Source organism: Desulfosalsimonas propionicica (assembly GCF_013761005.1).
GTDB lineage: Bacteria > Desulfobacterota > Desulfobacteria > Desulfobacterales > Desulfosalsimonadaceae > Desulfosalsimonas > Desulfosalsimonas propionicica.
In genome coordinates this window covers 487,274-507,983 of sequence record NZ_JACDUS010000001.1, presented here as the reverse complement: position 1 = coordinate 507,983, position 20,710 = coordinate 487,274, and the positions used below count along the sequence as shown (strand labels likewise).

At 55.4% G+C, this 20,710-nt stretch carries 20 protein-coding genes and 1 riboswitch; of the genes, 9 read left to right on the top strand and 11 right to left on the bottom strand.

What is annotated here, in order from left to right; all coding sequences use genetic code 11:
* Positions 1 to 47: 47 nt before the first annotated feature.
* The gene (gene nuoF, locus HNR65_RS02225; RefSeq protein ID WP_181549803.1) at positions 48 to 1,835 is read right to left on the bottom strand and encodes an NADH-quinone oxidoreductase subunit NuoF; all 1,788 of its coding nucleotides are present in this window, start codon (positions 1,833 to 1,835) and stop codon (positions 48 to 50) included.
* A gap of 87 nt (positions 1,836 to 1,922) precedes the next feature.
* The gene (gene nuoE, locus HNR65_RS02220) at positions 1,923 to 2,417 is read right to left on the bottom strand and encodes an NADH-quinone oxidoreductase subunit NuoE (RefSeq protein WP_181549802.1); all 495 of its coding nucleotides are present in this window, start codon (positions 2,415 to 2,417) and stop codon (positions 1,923 to 1,925) included.
* Between the two features lie 270 nt (positions 2,418 to 2,687).
* Here nuoE and HNR65_RS02215 point away from each other — a divergent pair, with 270 nt between their 5' ends.
* Positions 2,688 to 3,302, top strand: a complete 615-nt coding sequence (locus HNR65_RS02215) for a hypothetical protein (protein WP_181549801.1) — start codon at positions 2,688 to 2,690, stop codon at positions 3,300 to 3,302.
* A 30-nt stretch (positions 3,303 to 3,332) separates the two neighbouring features.
* Positions 3,333 to 3,440: a 30S ribosomal protein THX gene (locus tag HNR65_RS02210; protein ID WP_181549800.1), complete on the top strand. Its 108-nt coding sequence runs from the start codon at positions 3,333 to 3,335 to the stop codon at positions 3,438 to 3,440.
* 22 nt (positions 3,441 to 3,462) lie between these two features.
* On the opposite strand, the gene HNR65_RS02205 is transcribed toward HNR65_RS02210, so the two are convergent.
* The 5 genes from HNR65_RS02205 to HNR65_RS02185 are packed head-to-tail and all read right to left on the bottom strand — an operon-like array spanning position 3,463 to position 8,257.
* Positions 3,463 to 5,010 (bottom strand): ASKHA domain-containing protein, encoded by a 1,548-nt coding sequence (locus HNR65_RS02205; protein WP_181549799.1) that lies wholly within the window; start codon positions 5,008 to 5,010, stop codon positions 3,463 to 3,465.
* A 34-nt stretch (positions 5,011 to 5,044) separates the two neighbouring features.
* The gene (locus HNR65_RS02200) at positions 5,045 to 5,794 is read right to left on the bottom strand and encodes an SIR2 family NAD-dependent protein deacylase (RefSeq protein ID WP_181549798.1); all 750 of its coding nucleotides are present in this window, start codon (positions 5,792 to 5,794) and stop codon (positions 5,045 to 5,047) included.
* 18 nt (positions 5,795 to 5,812) lie between these two features.
* The gene (locus HNR65_RS02195) at positions 5,813 to 6,652 is read right to left on the bottom strand and encodes an MBL fold metallo-hydrolase (protein WP_181549797.1); all 840 of its coding nucleotides are present in this window, start codon (positions 6,650 to 6,652) and stop codon (positions 5,813 to 5,815) included.
* 20 nt (positions 6,653 to 6,672) lie between these two features.
* Positions 6,673 to 7,491 (bottom strand): 50S ribosomal protein L11 methyltransferase, encoded by an 819-nt coding sequence (locus HNR65_RS02190; protein WP_181549796.1) that lies wholly within the window; start codon positions 7,489 to 7,491, stop codon positions 6,673 to 6,675.
* On the bottom strand, positions 7,475 to 8,257 hold the full coding sequence (locus HNR65_RS02185) for an ATP-binding protein (RefSeq protein ID WP_181549795.1): 783 nt from the start codon (positions 8,255 to 8,257) through the stop codon (positions 7,475 to 7,477). Before HNR65_RS02185 ends, HNR65_RS02190 begins: the two co-directional genes overlap by 17 nt.
* A gap of 190 nt (positions 8,258 to 8,447) precedes the next feature.
* On the opposite strand from HNR65_RS02185, the gene HNR65_RS02180 reads away from it, so the two are divergent.
* The gene (locus HNR65_RS02180; RefSeq protein WP_181549794.1) at positions 8,448 to 8,876 is read left to right on the top strand and encodes a secondary thiamine-phosphate synthase enzyme YjbQ; all 429 of its coding nucleotides are present in this window, start codon (positions 8,448 to 8,450) and stop codon (positions 8,874 to 8,876) included.
* A 3-nt stretch (positions 8,877 to 8,879) separates the two neighbouring features.
* On the top strand, positions 8,880 to 9,644 hold the full coding sequence (cobS, locus tag HNR65_RS02175; RefSeq protein ID WP_181549793.1) for an adenosylcobinamide-GDP ribazoletransferase: 765 nt from the start codon (positions 8,880 to 8,882) through the stop codon (positions 9,642 to 9,644).
* On the opposite strand, the gene HNR65_RS02170 is transcribed toward cobS, so the two are convergent.
* The 3 genes from HNR65_RS02170 to HNR65_RS02160 all read right to left on the bottom strand — a co-directional run bounded on the left by HNR65_RS02170 (position 9,641) and on the right by HNR65_RS02160 (position 11,994).
* On the bottom strand, positions 9,641 to 10,345 hold the full coding sequence (locus tag HNR65_RS02170) for a cytidylate kinase-like family protein (RefSeq protein WP_181549792.1): 705 nt from the start codon (positions 10,343 to 10,345) through the stop codon (positions 9,641 to 9,643). The two genes, cobS and HNR65_RS02170, sit on opposite strands and share 4 nt — an antisense overlap.
* A gap of 157 nt (positions 10,346 to 10,502) precedes the next feature.
* On the bottom strand, positions 10,503 to 11,099 hold the full coding sequence (locus HNR65_RS02165) for a flavodoxin family protein (RefSeq protein ID WP_181549791.1): 597 nt from the start codon (positions 11,097 to 11,099) through the stop codon (positions 10,503 to 10,505).
* A 163-nt stretch (positions 11,100 to 11,262) separates the two neighbouring features.
* Positions 11,263 to 11,994 (bottom strand): TorF family putative porin, encoded by a 732-nt coding sequence (locus tag HNR65_RS02160; protein WP_232364610.1) that lies wholly within the window; start codon positions 11,992 to 11,994, stop codon positions 11,263 to 11,265.
* A gap of 512 nt (positions 11,995 to 12,506) precedes the next feature.
* Between HNR65_RS02160 and HNR65_RS02155 the strand changes: the two genes are divergently transcribed.
* From HNR65_RS02155 to sat, 5 genes are all read left to right on the top strand, one after another.
* Entirely contained in the window at positions 12,507 to 13,424 is a 918-nt protein-coding gene (locus HNR65_RS02155; RefSeq protein WP_181549790.1) for a radical SAM protein, read from the top strand.
* Positions 13,411 to 14,247, top strand: coding sequence for a cobamide remodeling phosphodiesterase CbiR (gene cbiR / locus HNR65_RS02150; RefSeq protein ID WP_181549789.1), 837 nt, complete (start codon positions 13,411 to 13,413; stop codon positions 14,245 to 14,247). The genes HNR65_RS02155 and cbiR overlap by 14 nt, the downstream gene beginning before the upstream one ends.
* Before the next feature lie 40 nt (positions 14,248 to 14,287).
* Positions 14,288 to 14,493, top strand: a riboswitch (cobalamin riboswitch).
* Between the two features lie 383 nt (positions 14,494 to 14,876).
* Complete coding sequence (cobT, locus tag HNR65_RS02145) at positions 14,877 to 15,938, top strand: nicotinate-nucleotide--dimethylbenzimidazole phosphoribosyltransferase (protein WP_181549788.1); 1,062 nt, start codon at positions 14,877 to 14,879, stop codon at positions 15,936 to 15,938.
* A gap of 864 nt (positions 15,939 to 16,802) precedes the next feature.
* On the top strand, positions 16,803 to 17,624 hold the full coding sequence (locus HNR65_RS02140; protein ID WP_181549787.1) for a sugar phosphate isomerase/epimerase family protein: 822 nt from the start codon (positions 16,803 to 16,805) through the stop codon (positions 17,622 to 17,624).
* Between the two features lie 170 nt (positions 17,625 to 17,794).
* A complete protein-coding gene (gene sat / locus HNR65_RS02135) occupies positions 17,795 to 19,069 on the top strand; it encodes a sulfate adenylyltransferase (RefSeq protein ID WP_181549786.1) in 1,275 nt (424 codons plus the stop codon).
* A gap of 117 nt (positions 19,070 to 19,186) precedes the next feature.
* Here sat and HNR65_RS02130 read toward each other — a convergent pair whose 3' ends face one another.
* On the bottom strand, positions 19,187 to 20,704 hold the full coding sequence (locus HNR65_RS02130; protein ID WP_181549785.1) for a sigma-54 interaction domain-containing protein: 1,518 nt from the start codon (positions 20,702 to 20,704) through the stop codon (positions 19,187 to 19,189).
* Positions 20,705 to 20,710: the final 6 nt, after the last annotated feature.

The window sequence follows — 20,710 nt, the reverse complement described above, 5'->3', positions numbered from 1 at the left end:
TCCCGTAATTTCATGGATGCCGGCGATAAAAGCCGGCATTTGCCGTTTTATTCGATTGCATCAAACCGGCAGGCGTCATAGCAGGCCATGCACTGGATGCATTTTTCCTTGTCAATTGAGGCCGGCTGCTTTTTCTCCCACTGCACCGCACCGGTGGGGCAGGCCTTGAAACAAAGCCCGCACTTCTTGCACTTGTCCGGATCCACGGTAAATTTCAGCAGCGCCACGCATCGCTTGGCCGGACACCGCTTTTCATAGACATGGGCGTAATACTCATCCCGGAAATAATTCAGGGTGGAGAGCACCGGGTTGGGCGCGGTCTGGCCCAGACCGCACAATGAAGAACTTTTGATCACTTCCGAGAGTTCTTCCAGGGTTTCGATATCCCCGGGCTCGCCCCGGCCCTCGGAAATTTTTTCCAGAATCTCCAGAATCCGTCGGGTGCCTTCCCTGCAGGGAGTGCACTTGCCACAGGACTCCTCCTGGATGAAATCCATGAAAAACCTTGCCATGTCGACCATGCAGGTTTTTTCATCCATGACGATCACGCCGCCGGAACCCATAATGGCCCCGACCTTGGCGATTTCCTCGTAATCCACCGGGGTGTCGAGGTATTTTTCCGGAATACATCCGCCAGAGGGGCCGCCGAGCTGCACGGCCTTGAACTTTCGCTTGTTGGGAATGCCGCCGCCGATATCATAAATCATTTTGCGCAAGGATATGCCCATGGGCACTTCCACCAGGCCGATATTGTTGATATCGCCGGAAATGGCAAAAACCTTGGTTCCCTTACTGCTCTCGGTGCCCACGCTGGCATACCACTGGCCGCCGTTTAACATGATCTGCCCGACATTGGCCAGGGTTTCCACATTGTTTAAAACCGTGGGCTTGTCCCAGAGCCCCTTGTTGGCGGGAAACGGAGGCCGGGGACGCGGCATGCCGCGCCTGCCCTCGATGGAACGCATCAGGGCGGTTTCCTCGCCGCACACAAATGCGCCCGCGCCCTGGTAGATATCCACGTCAAAACCAAACCCGCTGCCCAAAATATCCTCGCCCAGCAGGCCGTAGTCCCGCGCTTTTTCAATGGCCAGGCTCAGGCGCTGGATGGCCAGGGGATATTCCGTGCGGCAGTAGATATATCCCTGGGTGGCGTTGATGGCCTTTGCAGCAATGATCATACCTTCGAGCACTGCATGGGGATCCGCCTCCAGGATGCTGCGATCCATAAACGCCCCCGGATCGCCCTCGTCGGCATTGCACAGAACATACTTGACATCGCTTTTGGCCTGTGCCGCAAACCCCCACTTCACGCCCGTGGGAAAACCGGCGCCGCCCCGGCCGCGCAGGCCGGATGCCTTGATCTCCCCAATGATATCTTCGCTGCTCATCTCGGTCAGGGCTTTTGCCATGCCGAAATAGCCGTCCCTGGCAATGTATTCGTCAATGCTTTCCGGGTCAATCAGGCCCTTGTTGCGCATGGCCCAGATCATCTGGTGGGCGAAAAAGGGAATTTCGTCCATGTGGGCCATGGTCTTTTTGGATACAGGATCCCGGTACATCAGCCGCTGCACCGGACGGCCCTTTAAAAAATGGGACTCCACGAGTTCGGCAGCGTCGTCGGCCTTGAGCTGCTGATAAAAAATCCCCTCCGGCTGCACCAGCATAACCGGCCCAAGGGCGCAAAACCCGTTGCAGCCTGTTTCAATCACCCGGACTTCCTTTTCAAGCCCCTGGTTTTTCAATTCCGCATCCAGCGCTTCATGAAAACTTTTGCTGCCGCTGGCATGGCAGCCGGTGCCGCCGCAAAGCATCAAATGAAGTCTCGCCTGATCCATGATTCTCTCCCGAAAATATTCCAGTCCGTGTCAGTATACAAAAATCGGATGAAAAACGCATCCACGCCCTGATGCGCAGCCCGACGACTATTCGTATTTTTCCAGAATCCCGGATACCTGGTCTGCGGAAATACCGCCGTAGGTATCCTGGTCCACCACCACAACCGGGGCCAGCCCGCATGCCCCAAGACAGCGCACCGCTTCCAGGGAAAACCGCCGGTCTTCGGTGGTGCCGCCCACCTCCAGGTCAAACTCCTTGCTGATCCGGCCCATGACCTCCTTGATGCCCTTGACATAACAGGCCGTTCCCAGGCAGGCCCGGATCCTGTGCCGGCCCTTGGGCGTCAGGGAAAACAGGGAATAAAACGTGGCCACCCCGTATACATCGCTGGAGGGGATATTGAGCCCGGCGCTGATGTAATCAATCACCTCCACCGGCAGATAGCCCACCACGTCCTGGCTCATGCGCAAAACCGGAATCACCGCGCCCGGGGCATTTTTCTGGGATTCAATAATATCATCGATTTCCCGGATCATTTCAGGAGTGACATCCGGGTGCTGCAGCTTGTCTGTTGCCGCCATTTTTTCCTCCACAGCCGATTGAATTCAATGCGGTTTACAAATAAAGTAATTACTCTTCCATAACCCGAATCAAATGTCAATGCACGAAAGCGCAACAGGCGCCCGTTTTGGACCGGCGTCCAAGGTCTGCCCTTTTTTATCCTTGCGGCCCTTTTGAATGATAACTATAGTATTGGATTAAGTATAAGAAACAAAGGAATCCTCCGCCGCTATCCATCCCTGATTTCTGTTTTCAGCCTGTCATTCCACCATGAAAGGGAGGTTATTGTCATGGAAACTGATAAGAATCCGATCAACCGTCTTGCCGGGGCACTTTCCGTAAAACTTTCAGAACAGGAATGCCAGATGATGGCCGTGTTAATTGATGCCGCCCTGGAATCGGAAAACGTTTACACCGAGCAAATCCCCCTGTCTGACGAGGAAAAGCACGACTACCTGCTCATGGCTTTTGAGGAGCGAATCCTGATTCCGGTCAGGGGCCGGCAGACCGGGGCCTGGGAGGACCGGATGCTGCGATTTGCAGTGGGCGAGATGTTTTTCATGCCCCATGTGGCGCGTATTTTATTTGGGACCGCCCGGCAAACCGGCGCCCTGGATTCGGAATCCGCGGTGCGCAAGGTGCTTTCTCACCATCCGGCCCGATTCATTGACCATTCCGTGATTTTTCTCAAGCAGATCCGGCCCCACACCAAATCCTGCATGGCCGAAGGCGGCCTCATGACGGCTGTGGCCCAGGGCGCGGGAATTGAAACAGACATCCATGATATTGTTGACAATTGCGTAACGGCCGGTATCATGAATCCATGCACCCGGGGCTCGACCCTGCAGGGACTGGCCTGGTATGAATTTCATCCCTGTCTGTACTGGGATAGAAAGTTTCAATAATTATAAACACATAGAAAGGAGAACAAGAAGATGGGCAAAGGAGACCAAAAATCCAAAAAGGGAAAAATCTGGCGTGGCACCTTCGGCAAATCCCGCTCCAGAAAAAACAACTCCCAGCGGGAACACGACAAGAAATAGTCCCCGGAGCGCCGGCCGGGATTTATCCCGGCCGGTGAACCGAGGGAAAACGGCCGGCATCCGTGTGGGGCAGAAACTTGGCTGCGGAAAACCGGTTCATGAAGTCCTGGTTGACATTTAACTCCAGGTAGGTCATCCGTTCTTTGATCGATTCAACGGCGGCCACGGCATTGCGGGACTGGAGCAGACGCGCAGCGCCTTCCAGTGAACTGTTGCCCAGGGAACAATAAGTGGACTCGGGCAGGTCCGGAATCATGCCGATGGAAATGGCCGAGCGGGGACGAATAAAGGAACCAAAAGTGCCGGCCACATAAAAGGCCTCAATGTCTTGGAAGGAAATGCCCACGTAGCCAATGATGGTTTCCAGGATGGTATACATGGCCGCCTTTGACCGGATCAGGCTGTCAATGTCAGCCTGACTGATGGTCAAATCCCCGCCGGTGGCAGACTGGTCTGCAAACGCCACCACCAGGTGCCGCATATCATCTTGTTCCTTAAGGCGGCTGCCGCAGGCCTCCGGCACCAGGCGACCCCGGATATCGAGCATCCCGGAAACAAACAACTGGGCGGCCAGGTCGATCATGCCCGAGCCGCAGATTCCCCTGGGCGGCTTTTCGTCAATGGTATGAATTTCAAACTCCCGGGTTTCCGGGTCTATGCGGACGCTGTCAATGACCCCCGGACCTGCGGTCATACCGATTTCAGACACGCCCCCTTCCAGGGCCGGGCCGGCCGCACCGGCACACACCACCAGCCAGTCGCGGTTTCCCAGAAGCACTTCGGCATTTGTGCCCACATCCACGAGCATGGCCACCTGCTCATTTTCATGAAATCCTGCATAATAGGCGCCGGATAACAGGTCGCCGCCGAAATAGGACCCCACGTTGGGAAAAACAAACACAGCTGCCGCGTCATTGACTTTTAAGTCCAGTTCGGAAGCCCGCATCACGCCAGGCGCATTGACCGCCGGAATATAGGGTTCCCGGATGATCCCGCCGGCCGGCAGGCCCATAAACAGGTGAGTCATGCTGGTGTTGCCGGACACAGCGGCTAAAAAAATCTGCCCTGGATCAATGCCGGCGCTTTGACAAAGATCAGCGGCCGCGGCATTGATGCCGTCTATGATCCGGCTGTGCAGCCGGCCGAGCCCCTCGGGCTTATCCGCGTAATGAATTCGGGTAAGAATATCCGGGCCGATTTCGATCTGAGGGTTGTCAAAGGCGCTCTGGCCGAGATTTTCACCGGTCTGCAGATCCACTATCCGGAGCACTACGCGGGTGGTGCCCAGATCCACGGCCAGCCCGGCTGCAGCAAACTGCTCATGCGGGTTGAGCACATCAATGAGCTGCCATCTGCCGGCTGCGCCAAAAACCACGCATTTGCAGGCATACTGCCATGACCGAAGTTTTTCAGGCAGTTTCCGGCTCAGTTCCAGATTGATGGCCACCCGCCCGGCCCCGATTTTTGCAGCCAGAACCTTTTCCAGGCGATCGGCATCCGCGGTGTTATCTTCAAGGGACGGCGGCGGCATGTACACATCCACCACCCATCCGTTTATTTCGGTTGCCATATAAAAAAAATTGAATTCCTGTGGGTTTGGAGTTTTATTTTTTCAGCGATTCCACTGCGGAAACCAGTTCATCCATCACCTCACCGGCTTTGCCCTGGACAAGGACCTGGCTGGTGGTCCCGGTCAAAGGCGTGGGTTCGGGATTGATTTCAATGATCACAGCGCCCCGCTGCCGGGCGATGACCGGCATGTAGGCCGCCGGCTGGACCGTGGCTGAAGTGCCCACCACGAGCATTACGTCGCACCGGGCCGAGGCCTGCTGGGAGCGGTCCAGTGCCTGGGAGGGAATGAGTTCCCCGAAAAACACGCAGTCCGGCCGGAAAATCCCGCCGCAGTCACATCTGGGGGGGATGTCGACAGCGTTTACCTGTGTAATCTCCTTGCGGATGCCGCATTCCAGACAGCTGAGCCAGGCGAAATTGCCGTGAAACTCGATCACATCCGTGCTGCCGGCCTTTTGGTGCAGTCCGTCAATATTCTGGGTTATCACAGTGCCCATCAGGCCCAAATCCTCGAGCCGCGCCAGGCCGAAATGCCCGGCATTGGGCGAGGCGTTCATAAGCACATCCCGCATTTCGGCAATCAGGGTTTTCCAGATTTTTTCCGGATCCTTTAAAAATGCGTTGATATGGGCATATTCCATGGGATCGAATTTTTCCCACAAACTGCCCGGCCCGCGAAAAGGCGGAATTCCGCTTTCCACGGAAATCCCCGCACCTGTCAGCGCCACTGTATGCCTGGATGAAAGCAGATACTCCGCGGCTTTGGCGATCTCTTCTCTCATATGCCCCCCCATTGCTGCCTATAATTCAAAAGTCATGTCCCGGCTGACGCCGAAACAATCGATTTGCGAAGCATTGTCTGAAAGCTCCCGGCGGCATCCGGCCACCAGTTCATCCATCTGGTCATCAGTCCGGTCCTGATTGAGATGAAAAAGGCCCAAAGATTTAACCCGGGCCTCCATGGCCATGCGCAGGGTATGCATGCACGAGGAATGCCCCCATTCGATGCTTCTGCTGTATTCTTCGGGGCTGAATTCCGCGTCATGGATCAGCAAATCCACGCCTTCACAAAAGCGCACATAATCGGCATGCCGGCATCCGCCGGGGTGCACGAAACCCAGTTCATTATCGGTGAGAAAAACAAAAGTTTTTCCGTCTTCCTCAAATTTGTACCCGCACCCGCCGTTGGGATGGCTCAGGGAAATGGGCGTCACGGTCACAGAGCCGATCTCAAAGGCATCCGGGCAGCCATCCCGGTAAATCACCTGTGCGGTCAGATCCGAATAGCGTACCGGAAAAAGCGGGGGCCGCATAAGCTTGGTCACAATGGTTTCAACGTATTTGCCGGGAAACGGGCATCGGTGCATCATGATCCGGGCGGTTTTCTCATAAAGCGGCTTGAAAAAGGGAAACCCCATCAGGTGATCCCAATGGGAATGAGTGAAAATAAAGTGGTATACCTGCCGGTTTTCCCCGATCAACTGGTTGCCAAGCCTGCGGATGCCGGTTCCGGCATCCACGATAATCAGGTCATCGCTTCGGGTACGGATTTCAATGCAGGTGGTGTCTCCTCCGTATTTTTGAAACTCCCGGCCTGAAACCGGAATGGATCCGCGGGATCCCCAGCATTTGATATACATGAACACCCCTTGAAAAAGGCTCAGCCGGTACAAGCTCCGAGAAACGTGTACCAGACACCGTCGTTGATCCACCGCTGAACAATGCGGCCCGGTCCATAATGAATCATTTCTTCGACCTGCCGGGCCTGGCTTCGCAAAAGGCCTGAAAGAATGAACCATTTTTTTTCATAAAATTCAGGACTTGCCAGCAGGTGTCGCATTACATCAAAATGAATATTGGCCATGACAAGATCCACCGGGCATGCAATCAGCTCCCGGGCGTCTGCGATGACTGCCAGTGCCCGGGCATCCAGGCTGTTGGCACGGATATTTTCCCGGGTGGTGCGCACGGCCAGGCCGTTGTTGTCTACTGCCAGCACCCGGGGACAGCCCAGTCTGGCCGCGGCCAGAGCCAGCAGACCCGTGCCGGTTCCCAGGTCCAGGGCCGAACCGGCACCTCCCTGCTGCCAGACGATTTCCAGGGCCTCCAGGCAGCTTTGGGTAGTGGGATGCGTACCCGCTCCAAATACCACCCCGGGATCGAGCAGAATGGGAAGTCGGTTGTCATCCCGTCCTGAGGCTGCCCACGGCGGAGCCACGTAAAATCGGTCTGTCACAAACGGTTTGATGTCCCCGCCATGCCAGTCCGCATAGGACATGTGAAAGGTGTCCACGAGCGCGAGTTCCGGCTGACGCCGCAACAGCGCGTTTACCCGGCTTTCCGCGGGCTGGGTGAAAAAAAGAAAGGCCGCATCAGATTCCTGCCAGTTGCCGATAAATTCCGGGCCAAGTCCATCGGGCGCGTTTGCCACCCGGCCCCGGAGATAATAAATATGCAGATCTTTATACGGTATGTCCACTGGCCTTTGCAGTTTCGGTTTCCATGATTTTGTCAAACATTTCATATGCAGCCAGGACCACCGGATTGTCATCAGGCAGCTCGATCATGGGACGGCCCTGAAAATCATAATCATAGACCGTATCATCCTCGGGCAGAACGCCGCCCAGTTCGATACCCGCTTGGTTTAACATTTCCATGGCCTGATCCGGCGCCCCGGACTTGACCTGGTTGATGATCACGTAACTTTTGCCCACGCCCACGTTTAAACTCTGGGCCAGTTCATGAATCCGAAGCGCGGCCTGCAGCCCGCGCCGGGAGGCGTCGGTGACAATCAACAGAACATCCACATTGTGGGTTGTCATCCGGCTGATATGTTCCAAGCCCGCCTCATTGTCGATCACAATATAAGGGTAGTTGTCCTGAAGCCGGTCAAGAAAGTTGGTCAGCAGGGTGTTGGCCGCGCAATAGCAGCCCTGGCCCTCTGGCTGTCCCATGACCACCAGGTCGCAATCACCGGATTCCATGACCGCCTGCTCCAGGCGCATGGACATGAACACGTCCTTTGTCATCCCGCTGGGCACCTTGCCCTTTTTCATGTCTTCCCTGGCCTGTCCCACGGTATCGGTGACCTCCAGGCCGAGCACCTCGTTTAAGTTGGCATTGGAATCGGCATCAACAGCCAGAACAGGTTTGCGATCGGTTTTTAACAAATATTTAATCAGCAGGCCGGCGGTTGTGGTCTTGCCGGTTCCGCCCTTGCCGGCCAGTGCAATAGAATAAGCCATATAAAAAGATCCTTTCTCCAGAATTTCGATTATTGAAAACAAATTAGGCCACATACCCAAAACAGTCAAGTATCTTTTGGCCGCGGCACTCCCGGTCAAGCCCATTGGATTTGATTCTTCATCCGGAATATGCTACCCAAAAGGCGGCAGATGCGGAAAAATTCACAAAAACCAGAAAAATGGCATCATCATGAGCACAACTGTGTATTGCAAAGACATTGAAGTCAAACTCGGGGCGCACATGGGCATGGCGGATATCACCGGGCCGCTCGAAGCCATGGTTAAAGAATCGGGGATCCAAAACGGCCGGCTTTCGGCCACCATCATCGGCTCTACCGGCTCGTTGACCACAATTGAATACGAACCCGGGGTTATTGAGGATCTGCGCCGGGCCATTGACCGCATGGCCCCCAGGGAAATGGAATATGAGCATGAAAAGGCCTGGCACGACGGAAACGGCCACAGCCATGTCCAGGCGGCAATCATCGGGCCGTCGCTCTCCATGCCCGTGCGCAGCGGCAGAATGCAGTGCGGCACCTGGCAGCAGGTGGTGGCCATCAACCATGACAACCGGGACCGGACCCGAACCGTGGCCGTCACCCTCATGGGTGAAAAATAATCCATGAACCCGGCGATAAAAACCCACCTGACCCACCTGGCCGCGGCCCTGCGCTTTATCACCATCCTGCCGGCCGGAGCGGCAGATGCCTATCACCCCAGGGCCATGATCCCTTTTTTCCCGGCCGTGGGCCTGATCCTGGGCCTGATCCTGGCAACGGCGGATGCGCTTTTTTCCCGCCTTTTTTCCCCGTCGGCTGCCGGCGCGGCAGACGTTATTGTCCTGGTGGTACTCACAGGTGCCCTGCACTTAGACGGGCTGGCAGACTCGGCTGACGGTTTTTTCTCCCACAGGGACCGGGAAACCACGCTTTCGATCATGAAAGACAGCCGCATCGGGGTCATGGGCGCCGTAGTGCTGATCTGTGTACTGCTGGCCAAGTACGGAGGGATTAGCGGGATGCCGGACAATGGCACGGCCGGCTTTGAACGGTTTTTGATCCTGATGCTCGTGCCCGCCTATTCCAGATCCGCCATGCTGCTGGGGGTACGATTTTTGCCTTATGCCCGCTCCGGCGGTGGCACTGCAGCAGACCTGTTCGGCCGGCCCCTTTCACCGGCCGATTTCTGGGGAATAGGGGTCTGCGTGGTCCTCAGCCTGCTGCTGGGCTGGCAGGGCCTGCTGCTGACCATCGTGTTTTTCGCCCTATGCGCATGGCTTATCCGGTTTTACCGCCGGCGCATTGGCGGGATCACCGGTGACATGCTCGGAGCCATGTGTGAAATCACCGAGGCGCTTTTGCTGCTCTGCGCGGCAATCCGGCTTTAACCCCGGGCCGGCCCGCGCTTGAAGCCGTTTTCCACCAGGGCCTGGATCATGGACACGGCCTGATCATCACTGATGTCATCGGTGTTGATGATCATATCGTAATGTGTGGGCTCATCCACATTGGTATAAAAATACCTGCGGGTAAAGGAGCGGCGCCGGGCCTCCACGTCATAAATCTGCCGCCGGGCCTCTTCTGATGACACATTTAAATCCTCTGCCACCTTTTGGATCCGGTTTTCCAGAGAAGCAATGAAGCGAAGCCGGATATTTTCCTCCCGGGGGATGATAAAGGTTGCCCCCCGGCCCACGATCACGGCCTTTCCATGCCGGCCAATGGTGCCGATGATCTTCATGAGATGCTTCATGTACTGATCCGGCCACAGATGGCGCTGTTCCACAATTGTGGCGATCACATCCTCGAGCATGTTCAGGCCCTTTTCGTCCAGGGTTTCCAGCACCTTGTCGCTCATATTGGAATCCCGGGCCATCTGCTGAATGATCTCCCGGTCAAACAGCTCATACTCAAAGGCCCTGGCCAGTTTTACGGCAATCTCGTTGCCCCGGCTACCGGGCTGCCGGGAAATGGTAATCACGGAGCTTTTGAGGGGCTCCTCTTTTTTTGCAGCGCCCCTGGATGCCTGCCACTGATGAATCTGCTCCTCGACTATCTTGTCCACAGAACGTCCCCGATGAATTTTCATTCAGCCTCCTTACCATTGGATTACAGAACATGGGCAAACACTTGCGCTAATGATTTGATCCCCTGTTTTTATATAATTTTAAAACCCTGCCGTGTCAATCCGGCTACTTGTAGATGCCGGAGTTTGGAGCATCGGAATCCAAAGGGGCGCGGCGCTTTTATGCATTGTCTGCGCCGATTGCGTCTGCCAGGCGGCAGCCGGCATCCCGGGCCTGCTGAAGGTATTGGGGATATTTTTGCACGTCGCCTTCAAAATCAAGGCCCCTGCAGAGAAGGCTATCCCACAGCCGGGCATCCAGGACATCAAAAAAATATTTCACAGTCAGCAGGGTGCCGTCAAACAAACGCTTGCCCTTTGTGGCACCCACGGAAATCAGCAAACCCTGCCGCTGTGTTGCCCACTGGCCGGGGACGGTTTTGTCAATCCAGTATTTTTTCACCCACAAAGACTGGCATCGGTCCATGAGCGCCTTGACATGGGCGCTGACCGTGTAGAAAAAAATGGGCGTGGCCAGCATCAGCCCGTCTGCTGCCAGCATGGCGTCGCGCACGGCCTGAAAGTCATCTTTGATCACGCATTCACCCGATTTTTTGCACCCATAAATCTCCAGGCAGGGCGATATCCTGCAGTCCCGCAAAACGATTTCCTCCACCCGTGCGCCCCGGCTTCTGGCCCCGGCCACGGCTTCTGCCAGCAGTGCTGCGGTGTTTCCCGCCCGCCGTGGGCTGCCGTAAATGGCGACAATTTGTCCCATAAGCTTGCCTTTTGTTTTAAAATTTGAAGAGTCCCTGGAACTTGATTCTGTCAGGCCTGGCCGGAAAAAACAAGTCCATTGTCACCACGCAGCAAAGCCCGCTGCACAGCACAGCGGGCTTTGCTGTCAAATCCCGGAAAAGGCGGAAATTTGGAAAAACTGATTAAAAGCTGTAGTAAATCCCCATTCCTCCAAACCAGTCCGTGTCCTGATCCGGAAGCACGTCTTTGTCGAAATGATCCGTGTAGGCCAGATAGGCCGTTACTTCCAGGGCATCGGTGAGCGCATAGGCACAGTCAACCGAAAGCAGGTATTCGTGAAAGCCCGAATCTTCGCCCGCACTTGCGTCATCCCCGGCGATGCCCACCGCGGCCCCGGCTCCCAGGGTCAGGTCTTTTGCCAGTTCATATGCATAGCCCAGCGAAACATTGACATAATAATCCTCCACCTCGTCAAAGTCGTAATATCCCGTGACACCGGCCGTAAGCCCGGAAAACGGCTCAACAGACAAGCCCGCATAAACCTCCCGGGTCCCGGATCCGCCCTCGGGAAACAGGTATTCGATGTAGCCGACGCTCACATCCACGGGATCCAGAGAGAACCCGTAGGACAGGGTTAGATCCACTTCAGAAAACTCCCCGCTGTTTAAGGTGTCATCATAGTCGTCAATGTCCATGTTCCCCCATACATTGAAACCAACCCCCCCTGAACTCACATCCACTGATGGCTGGGCCACGAACCCGTCATTAAACGTTATGCCCCGCCACACATACGCCGAGGCAAAATCCGTTCCCGCGGTGACATCAGCGGCAAGGACCCTGCCCGACAACCCCGCCACAGCACATAACACTACCAACAATCCTGTTAAAACCGACACCTTCCTCTTTTTCTGCATTTTCTGGCCCTCCTGATAATCGATTATTGAAAAACACCAAGCTACAAACCTGCTTTCCATAAAGCCAGAACCGTGCCAGTTGTGAAGAAAAAGCCCATTCTCAATTTTTTTCTTTTTTATCGAGATGTTATATTCAACCCAAATGCTTTTTAAAAACCAGACAAAAACTGTTGTTTTACATTTATGTCTTTCAGATCTTTAATTTTTACATTTATGTATAATAAATAAAATATTGGCCCATATGCTTTTTGGCATTTCCCCCGATTCTGACGGGGTTGGCCATGGGGCCGGCCGGGTGTGCTTTGCGAGTCGCATTGAGCGCGCAAGCGGTCAGCAGGGAGCATAGCACACCCGGCCGGCCCCATGCGAAACACATTGAAAAAAGACTAAAATCCACCAGCAACAGACCCGAAAAACCGCTCAACGGATTGACAGGCCGGAGCCAATTGTCATTGACATGGCCCCGCCCCCTCTTTATCCTTATCCATAATCTTCAGACACAGGATAGACCCATGAGCAGCCCATACCGACCGGCATACATGGAAACCCACAAAACCGGCAAACTGGCCGAAAAAACCCGCCGGGCACACGAAATCCTGAAAGACTGCACCCTTTGCCCAAGGCAGTGCCGCGTCAACCGGACAGCCGGTGAAGCCGGAATCTGCGGGATCGCTGAACAGATGATGGTTTCGGGCTGCCACCCCCACTTTGGCGAGGAAACCCCACTGGTGGGCCGTCACGGCTCGGGCACCATCTTTATGACCGGCTGCAGCCTGACCTGCTGCTTCTGCCAGAACTGGGAGATCAGCCATGAGTGCCGGGGCGAGCCGGTTACAGCGCAGCAGGCCGCCGACATGATGATGGAACTCCAGGCCCTGGGCTGCCACAACATCAATTTTGTCACCCCCACCCATGTGGTGCCGCAGATTTTGTTCGCCCTGGAAAAGGCTGTTGAAAAGGGCCTGCACATTCCCCTGGTCTACAACTGCGGGGGATATGAAACCCAGGAAACCTTACGCCTGCTCGAAGGGATTATTGACATCTACATGCCGGATTTGAAATTCATGGATCCCGACATTGCCAGCCGGGCCTGCGATGCCCCGGACTACCCGGAAACCGCCAAAGCCGCCCTGAAGGAAATGCACCGGCAGGTCGGCGATCTGACAATTGACCCCGGGGGCATTGCCTTGCGCGGCCTTCTGGTGCGCCACCTGGTGCTGCCGGAAAACCTGGCCGGCACCCGGGAGGCCATGGCCTTTATTGTAAAAGAAATCTCGCCGGACACCTATGTCAATGTCATGAGCCAGTACCGGCCCATGGGCCATGCCGCAAAAGTGCCGGAACTGGCCCGGCCGGTTGGGCCCGGGGAATACCGGGAGGCGGTAAACGCAGCCAGAGAGGAAGGAATCCACAGACTTGACCGACCGTAAAACCGATATTACAGGAAAACATCCCTATACGCCCCTGCCCCGGTCCTATAAAAACCAATTCAGCTTTTCCCTGGCCTGCCCCTCGTTTATCTACCCGGACCACATTCTGCCCAATGTCTCCATGCTGGCGCCGTTTGTGGACGAAATCGAGGTGCTCATTTTTGAAAGCGCACCTGCCAAACACCTGCCGCCTGAAAACGATATCCGGCAAATGGCCGCCCTGGCAAAAAATCAACAAATTTCCTACAACGTGCACCTGCCCACAGATGTCAACATCACAGATGCGGTCCCCGGCCGGCAGAAAAAAGCCATTGAACGCATCCTGGCGGCCGCAGACCGTGCCCGGCCCCTTGCGCCCGTGACCTGGACCCTGCATCTGCCTTTTGAAGAAAACAGCACAGATACGGGCACGGTGCAAAAATGGCAGAAACGGGCCATTGATGCATTGGAACGGCTGCTGGTCCAGAGCGGGATTGCCCCCCGGCACATCTCCATTGAAAACCTGGATTATCCGCCAGAATGGATGGAGCCAGTGGCAGAAGCCATGGATGTTTCCGTATGCCTGGATACCGGCCACCTGCTGGAATACAATTTTGACATCCTTGAAACCTTTGAACTTTTCCGCCCCAGGATCACGATCCTGCATTTATATGGCGACGTGGCCGCCGGCCGGGGCCATTTGGGCCTTCATCGCCTGGATGCCCGGCATGTTCCGGCTGTATCGCGAATTCTGGAGGGATTTTGCGGCACTGTGAGTCTGGAGGTATTTTCCTTCAATGATCTGAGCAAATCCCTTCCGGCCCTGGAGGGCCTTGTTTCCTGAGGGCCTTGCAGATATTGCTTGACTTTGCCGGCACCCCTTGGTTAAAAATTTTAAGACAATTGAACAGGGCGTTTTTTTGCAAACGGAACACGGTGCAAACCCGTGACGCTCCCGGCGCTGTGAACCGCTAAACGCCCGCGCGCATGCAGGGCCATGGCCCTGCGGTCGCTGCCGGTTTTCAGGCCGGCGGGAAGGCCCGCGCGGGATTTCAATCCGGCAAGTCAGAAGACGTGTAAAAAACGCGAATTTACGGAATCCGATGGCAAAGGGTTCCGGCAGGAAAACCCATGTTTTCCGGTCGGGACCCTTTTTTTGTTAAAAGCTTTTTACCGCGTCCGCTGTTTTTTCAGGAAGGAAGCCCTGCGGCCGGGCATGAAAACAACGCTTTTTAAGACTTGGATGTGTTGCTTTCGACCCCCTTGGTGAAACTTTGCACGCAGTCGGCCATGATGCCGGCCCGGGGGTGGTTTGCGAGTCGCATTGAGCGCGCAAGCGGTCAGCAGGGAGCAAACCGCCACCGGGTCGGCATCATGCGAAAATTACAGAACCAGGCACGAACAGCAACTTTTTTTGATGTTACCCGGCTGCGGTATTTTAACCCAACAGATACAGAAAAAAGGAGAGACACAATGAACCTTAACGAAGCCATTGAAAAAATCCGCCCCCCGGATGAACAATTTGAACAAAAGGCCGCGGCCCGGCTGTCTGATCAGGCCCGGCCCGGCGGCAGCCTGGGAATGCTGGAAGACGCGGCCCGGCGCCTGGCGGGCATGGCCCGAAGCCTGGATGTGCACTTGAAACGCAAGGTCATCGTTACCTGCGCGGGTGATCACGGCGTGGTGGCGGAAGGTGTAAGCCTTTTTCCCCAGGAAGTCACAGCCCAGATGGTTTACAACTTTGTGGACGGCGGGGCCTCAATCAACGTCCTGGCCCGGCACGCCGGCGCGGAAGTCCGGGCGGCGGACCTGGGCGTAAACCATGATTTTGAAAAAAATCTGCCGATTTTTCATGAAAAAATCCGAAAAGGGACGGATAATCTAAGACGTAAATCCGCCATGACCCGCCGGGAAGCTATTTTGTCAATTGAGGCCGGCATCCGCATTGCCGAACAGCTCCACACTGCACATTCGGTGGACCTGCTGGGCACCGGGGATATGGGCATCGGCAACACCACCCCCTCTTCTGCGGTGATTGCGGCATTTTCCGGCATTGACCCGAAAAAACTCGTGGGCCGGGGCACGGGTATTGATGACACCGCCCTGACAAACAAGATCGAGGTGATCCGCGGGGCCCTGGACCTGCACACCCCGGACCCGAAAGACCCCGTTGACGTGCTGGCCAAAGTGGGCGGATTTGAAATCGGCGGTCTGGCCGGGCTCGTCATTGGCGGGGCTGCCCTGGGATTTCCAGTGGTGTGCGACGGCCTGATTGCCACGGCCGGGGCCCTGATTGCCTGCGAACTGGCCCCGGGAGCCAAAAAATGGTTGTTTACAAGCCACCGCTCCGTGGAAATCGGCCACCAGTTCATGATTGACCGGCTGGGCATGGAGCCGCTGCTGGATCTCGGGCTCCGGCTCGGGGAAGGCACGGGTGCGGCTCTGGCCATGGAACTTCTGGATGCCGCAACCCGGGTGTTGGCCGAAATCCGGACATTTGAGGAAGTCAGCATCAGAAACGCCCAGAAACAGTAAATTTGATGAGCCTGTAAAAAGTCTTTTTTACAGGCTGTATTATGTAAAATCAGGAAGTTATTTTTTATCGCCTGACGGTTATATCTGTTTTAAGACTTCTTGCGACCCCATCAAATTTGATCAATATGATCAAATACAGCAAACCCTGAAAAAAATTTGTCAGGATTTGCGCATGTACCGGGGTCGGGGTGGGTTTGTTTGTCTGCGGATCGCTTTCGGCGATCGGCCCGCGGCCCTGGCTGGAATTTCAAAAACTCGGGCGCAGGCGCCCTCAGACAGTTTGAAATTCCGGGCGCCAGGCCCGCGGGCCGATCTTTGGCCGAAACCGCTCCAATGCAGCCAAACAAACCCACCCCGACCCCGCCACATGGCCAGCATTCTGGGAATAGGAACACTACTGCGTTTTTACCGAAAAACGCCCCTGAGTTCGAGAATGGCTCAGGTGTAGGTCAATCCGGAGGGCTTTTCCAATTTCCTTTGCAGAAAAATCGAGCTTGCAATGGCTCGCCAGGGAAGCCCGGAGGGCCGGGGGGGCGGGTTTTTGAAGCGACATTGAGCGTTTTTGCGGAAAAATTCAGCCACTGCCGGAGCCGGAAAATTTCAAACTGTTTGAGGCCGTAAGGCCGAGTTTTTGAAATTTCGGCGGAGGCATTGGCTGAATCCGCAAAAAGGCTCAGGAGCGAAAAAACCCGCCCCCACGCCCTCCGGACTTCCTTCCCCAAAACTTGCAAAATTCCGATGGCAGCGTCTGGATGTTTGGAACAGGCCGGGCGGGAACTTTTTTATCCATGGCCTTCATATCCATTGCAGTATATGCTATATTTCAGCCAATGTCCGCCTGGGCCGGCAAACAAGAGGAATTTTATGGCAGAAATGTTTGATTCGGCAAAAACCCGCATCCTTGAAAATGTTCAGGTCAACATCCCGTTTACCTGGCTTATGGATTCACAGGAAAACTGGCTGGAAATTTTCGCGGAAAACCGAATTCAGCCGGAAATCGGCTTAGACGCTGAGACCCTGGACCGGTTTGCACCGGAAGATTTCTCCCGTGTGGGCCGCCGGTTTGCCCATGCCGGGTGCCGGGTGACGGTACACGGACCGTTTCTGGACTTGTCACCGGGATCGCCAGATCCGGAAATCCGGTCGGCAACCCACAAGCGGCTGACACAGGCCCGGGCGGCTGCAGAGGTTTTGGGCCCGGAAACCATGGTCTGCCATGCCGGCTATGACCCGGCGCGCTACAGCTTTATCCGGCAGGAGTGGTACAAAAGGGCGGCTGACACATGGAACACCCACAGCTATGCCCTTTGGGACCATGGCATCCGCCTGGTGCTGGAAAACGTCTACGAACCCGACCCAAAAGACCTGATGGATTTATTTGAAAAAACCGATCCAGAGACAACCGGTTTCTGTCTTGACGTGGGACACCTGACCGTATTTGGCTCGTTTTCTCTCTCAGAGTGGCTCAACAGACTCGGTCCCCGTATCCGCCAGCTCCACCTGCACGACAATTGCGGAAAAACCGATGACCACCTGGGAATGGGACGGGGCATCATCGATTTCACGCCCTTGCATGAGTGGCTGAAAACCGCCGGCCCCGGGCCTGTTATCACCCTGGAACCCCACCGCCGGGAAGACCTGTTGCACAGCCTTTTGTTTCTGGAAAATCACAAATGGTTCCAATAAGTTCTTTATTGCTGAGCGCACCCGGCAAATGCCTTGATTTGCCTTGACAAATCCGGCTGTTCTTATTAGATAAATTCCTTTACATCAGGAGGTGTATAAGGCGAGATGCCCGTTAGCAATTGTTTCGGGTTTTGTGAAATGACCAACATCATTTGAAAGGAGAGGTTGACATGTCGAATCTAATTCCCCCGCATGGCGGCAAGGGCCTGATCAATTGTCTGCTGGAAGGCGCGGAACTGGAAGCGGAAAAGAAAAAAGCCGAAGGATTGAAAAAGGTTTCGCTGTCTCCCAGGGAACGCGGTGACCTGATCATGCTCGGCACCGGCGGTTTCTCACCCCTGGACGGCTTTATGACCAAGGCGGACTGGAAGAGTGTCTGTGACAACTACCAGCTGTCAGACGGCACATTCTGGCCCGTGCCCGTGACCCTGTCGGCAAGCCAGGAAGAGGCCGGCGCCATCAGCGAAGGCGACGAAATCGCCCTGTTTAATTCGGAAACCAACGAAATCATGGCCACCATGAAGGTTACCGAGAAATTTGAGATGACCGAGGAAAACAAGCGCTATGAATGCGAAAAGGTTTTCATGGGCGAAGGCACTCCCACTCCGGAAGAATTCTGGAAGATTGCAGAAGATGAGCATCCGGGCGTGCAGATGGTCATGAACCAGAAACCCTTTAACCTGGCCGGCCAGGTAAAGGTTCTGTCTGAAGCTGAATTTCCCACCAAGTACAAGGGCATTTACATGCGCCCGTCAGAATCCCGCAGAATTTTCGAGGAACGTGGATGGCAGAAGGTCGCCGCCCTGCAGCTGCGCAATCCCATGCACCGCTCCCACGAATACCTGGCCAAGATCGCCATTGAAGTCAGCGACGGCTGCTTTATCCACTCCTTGGTGGGCAACCTCAAACCCGGCGACATCCCCGCCGAGGTCCGGGTCAAATGCATTGACGTGCTGGTCAACAATTACTTTGTGCCCGACAAGGTTGTGCAGGGCGGCTATCCCCTGGATATGCGCTATGCAGGCCCCAGAGAAGCCCTGCTCCATGCCACGTTCCGCCAGAACTACGGATGCTCCCATATGATCATCGGCCGGGACCATGCCGGCGTGGGCGACTTTTACGGCATGTTTGAAGCCCAGACCATATTCAACAAGATCCCGGCTCCGGCAGAAGAAGGCAAGGCCCTGCTGTGCGAGCCCTTAAACATTGACTGGACCTTCTACTGCCACAAGTGCGACGGCATGGCATCGCTGAAAACCTGTCCGCACACCAAGGAAGACCGTGTGCTTCTGTCCGGCACCATGCTTCGCAAGATGCTTTCCGAAGGCGGCCAGCTGCCGGATCACTTCGGCCGCGAAGAAGTCCTGGACATCCTGCGCAATTACTACCAGGGCCTGACCGACAAGGTCGAGGTCAAGCTCCACGGTGCAGCCACCGGAGAATAAAAATCCGGCAGGCCTGTTGTAATTGCAAAAGACCACCGCAAAAAAGGACGGGGCATGCCATGCCCCGTCCTTTTTTCATTTTATCCAAAAATCCCGGCCAAACCATCCCGACAATAATCAGCGGTGCTTACGGTCTTTTTTGATGCCATACCGGGAAATCAGCCGGGACAAATAGGTGCGCTGAATCCCCATGATTTTGGCAGCCCGGGTCTGGTTTCCGCCGGTTTTTTTCAGGTTCATCCGGATAAATTTCTTTTTAAACGCATGCATTGCCTCCTCAAGCGTCATTCCCACGTCAATACCCTCTGCCGAAGGGCCCCGGGATGCAAACATGGGCAGATCTTCCGGCTCAATTTTACGACCACGCCCCATGACTACGGCCCGTTCAAGGGCATTTTGCAGCTCGCGCACGTTTCCGGGCCAGTCATAGCCGATCATCTTCTCCATTGCTGCATCTGAAATCTCCAGGTGCAAGTATCCCTTTTCCTTGCGAAACCACTCTACAAAATGGGCCGCCAGAAGCGGAATATCGCTTTTGCGCTCCCGCAGGGGCGGCATTTGGAGTTCCACGACATTGAGCCGGTAATACAGATCCTCCCTGAAATTTCCGGATTGCACTTCTTTGCCGATTTTCCGGTTGGTGGCGGCAATAACCCGGATATCCACGGCAATTGGGGTATTGCCGCCCAGTCGGTAAAAGATTCCGTCCTGGAGCACCCGCAAAAGTTTTGCCTGCATGGCCGGACTCATTTCAGCAATCTCATCGAGAAAAATGGTTCCTTCATCTGCCAGTTCGAATTTTCCGATCTTGGTCCCAGTGGCCCCGGTAAAGGCGCCTTTTTCATACCCGAACAACTCGGCTTCAAGCAGGGTCTCGGGCATGGCCGCGCAATTGAGCGCCACCAGGGGCCGGTCCTTGCGGGGGCTGGCCTGGTGGATCAGGCGGGCCAGCAATTCCTTGCCCGTGCCGCTTTCCCCCAAAATCAGCGTACTGGCCATGGAATCGGCCACCTGCAGGGCATCGGAAACCACCTGCCGGATGGCGTGGCTTTTGCCCACAATTTCATGACTCAGGTGCAGGTCCTGCTTCAAGTCCCGGTTTTCCAGTTCCACGAGCTTGAACTTACGGGCGTTTTCAATGGCAATGGCGGCCAATTCGGCAAATACATTGATCAGCTCCAGATCACTTTCCTGAAACCTACCTTTTTCGCCCTTGTTGATAAATTCCACCACACCAATGACCCTGCTGCCGACCTTTAAAGGCACGCAGGCAATGGAGCGGGTTTTAAACCCAATCTGGTCGCTTATGTACCGGTACCAGCGCCGATCCCGGCTGACATCGGGTATGAGCAAAGGCTCTCCGGTGCTGGCCACATGCCCGGCAATACCCTCTCCCATCCTGAGGGAGAACTGTTTGATATCCTCTTTTTTGGCGCCGGTGGCCACCTGAAAATTCAGCCGGCCGGTCTTTTTTTCCAGAAGCAGCAGGGAACTGGCTCTTGCGCGCATCATGCGTGCGCCTGCCTCCAGGATCATCTCCAGGAGCCGGTCCAGGTCGTTGGCCATCCAGACGCCGTTTTCCATGCCCTTATCCCGGCCTTCTTCTGCGGATTTTTTTGATTTTGTTGTATTCATTGAGCC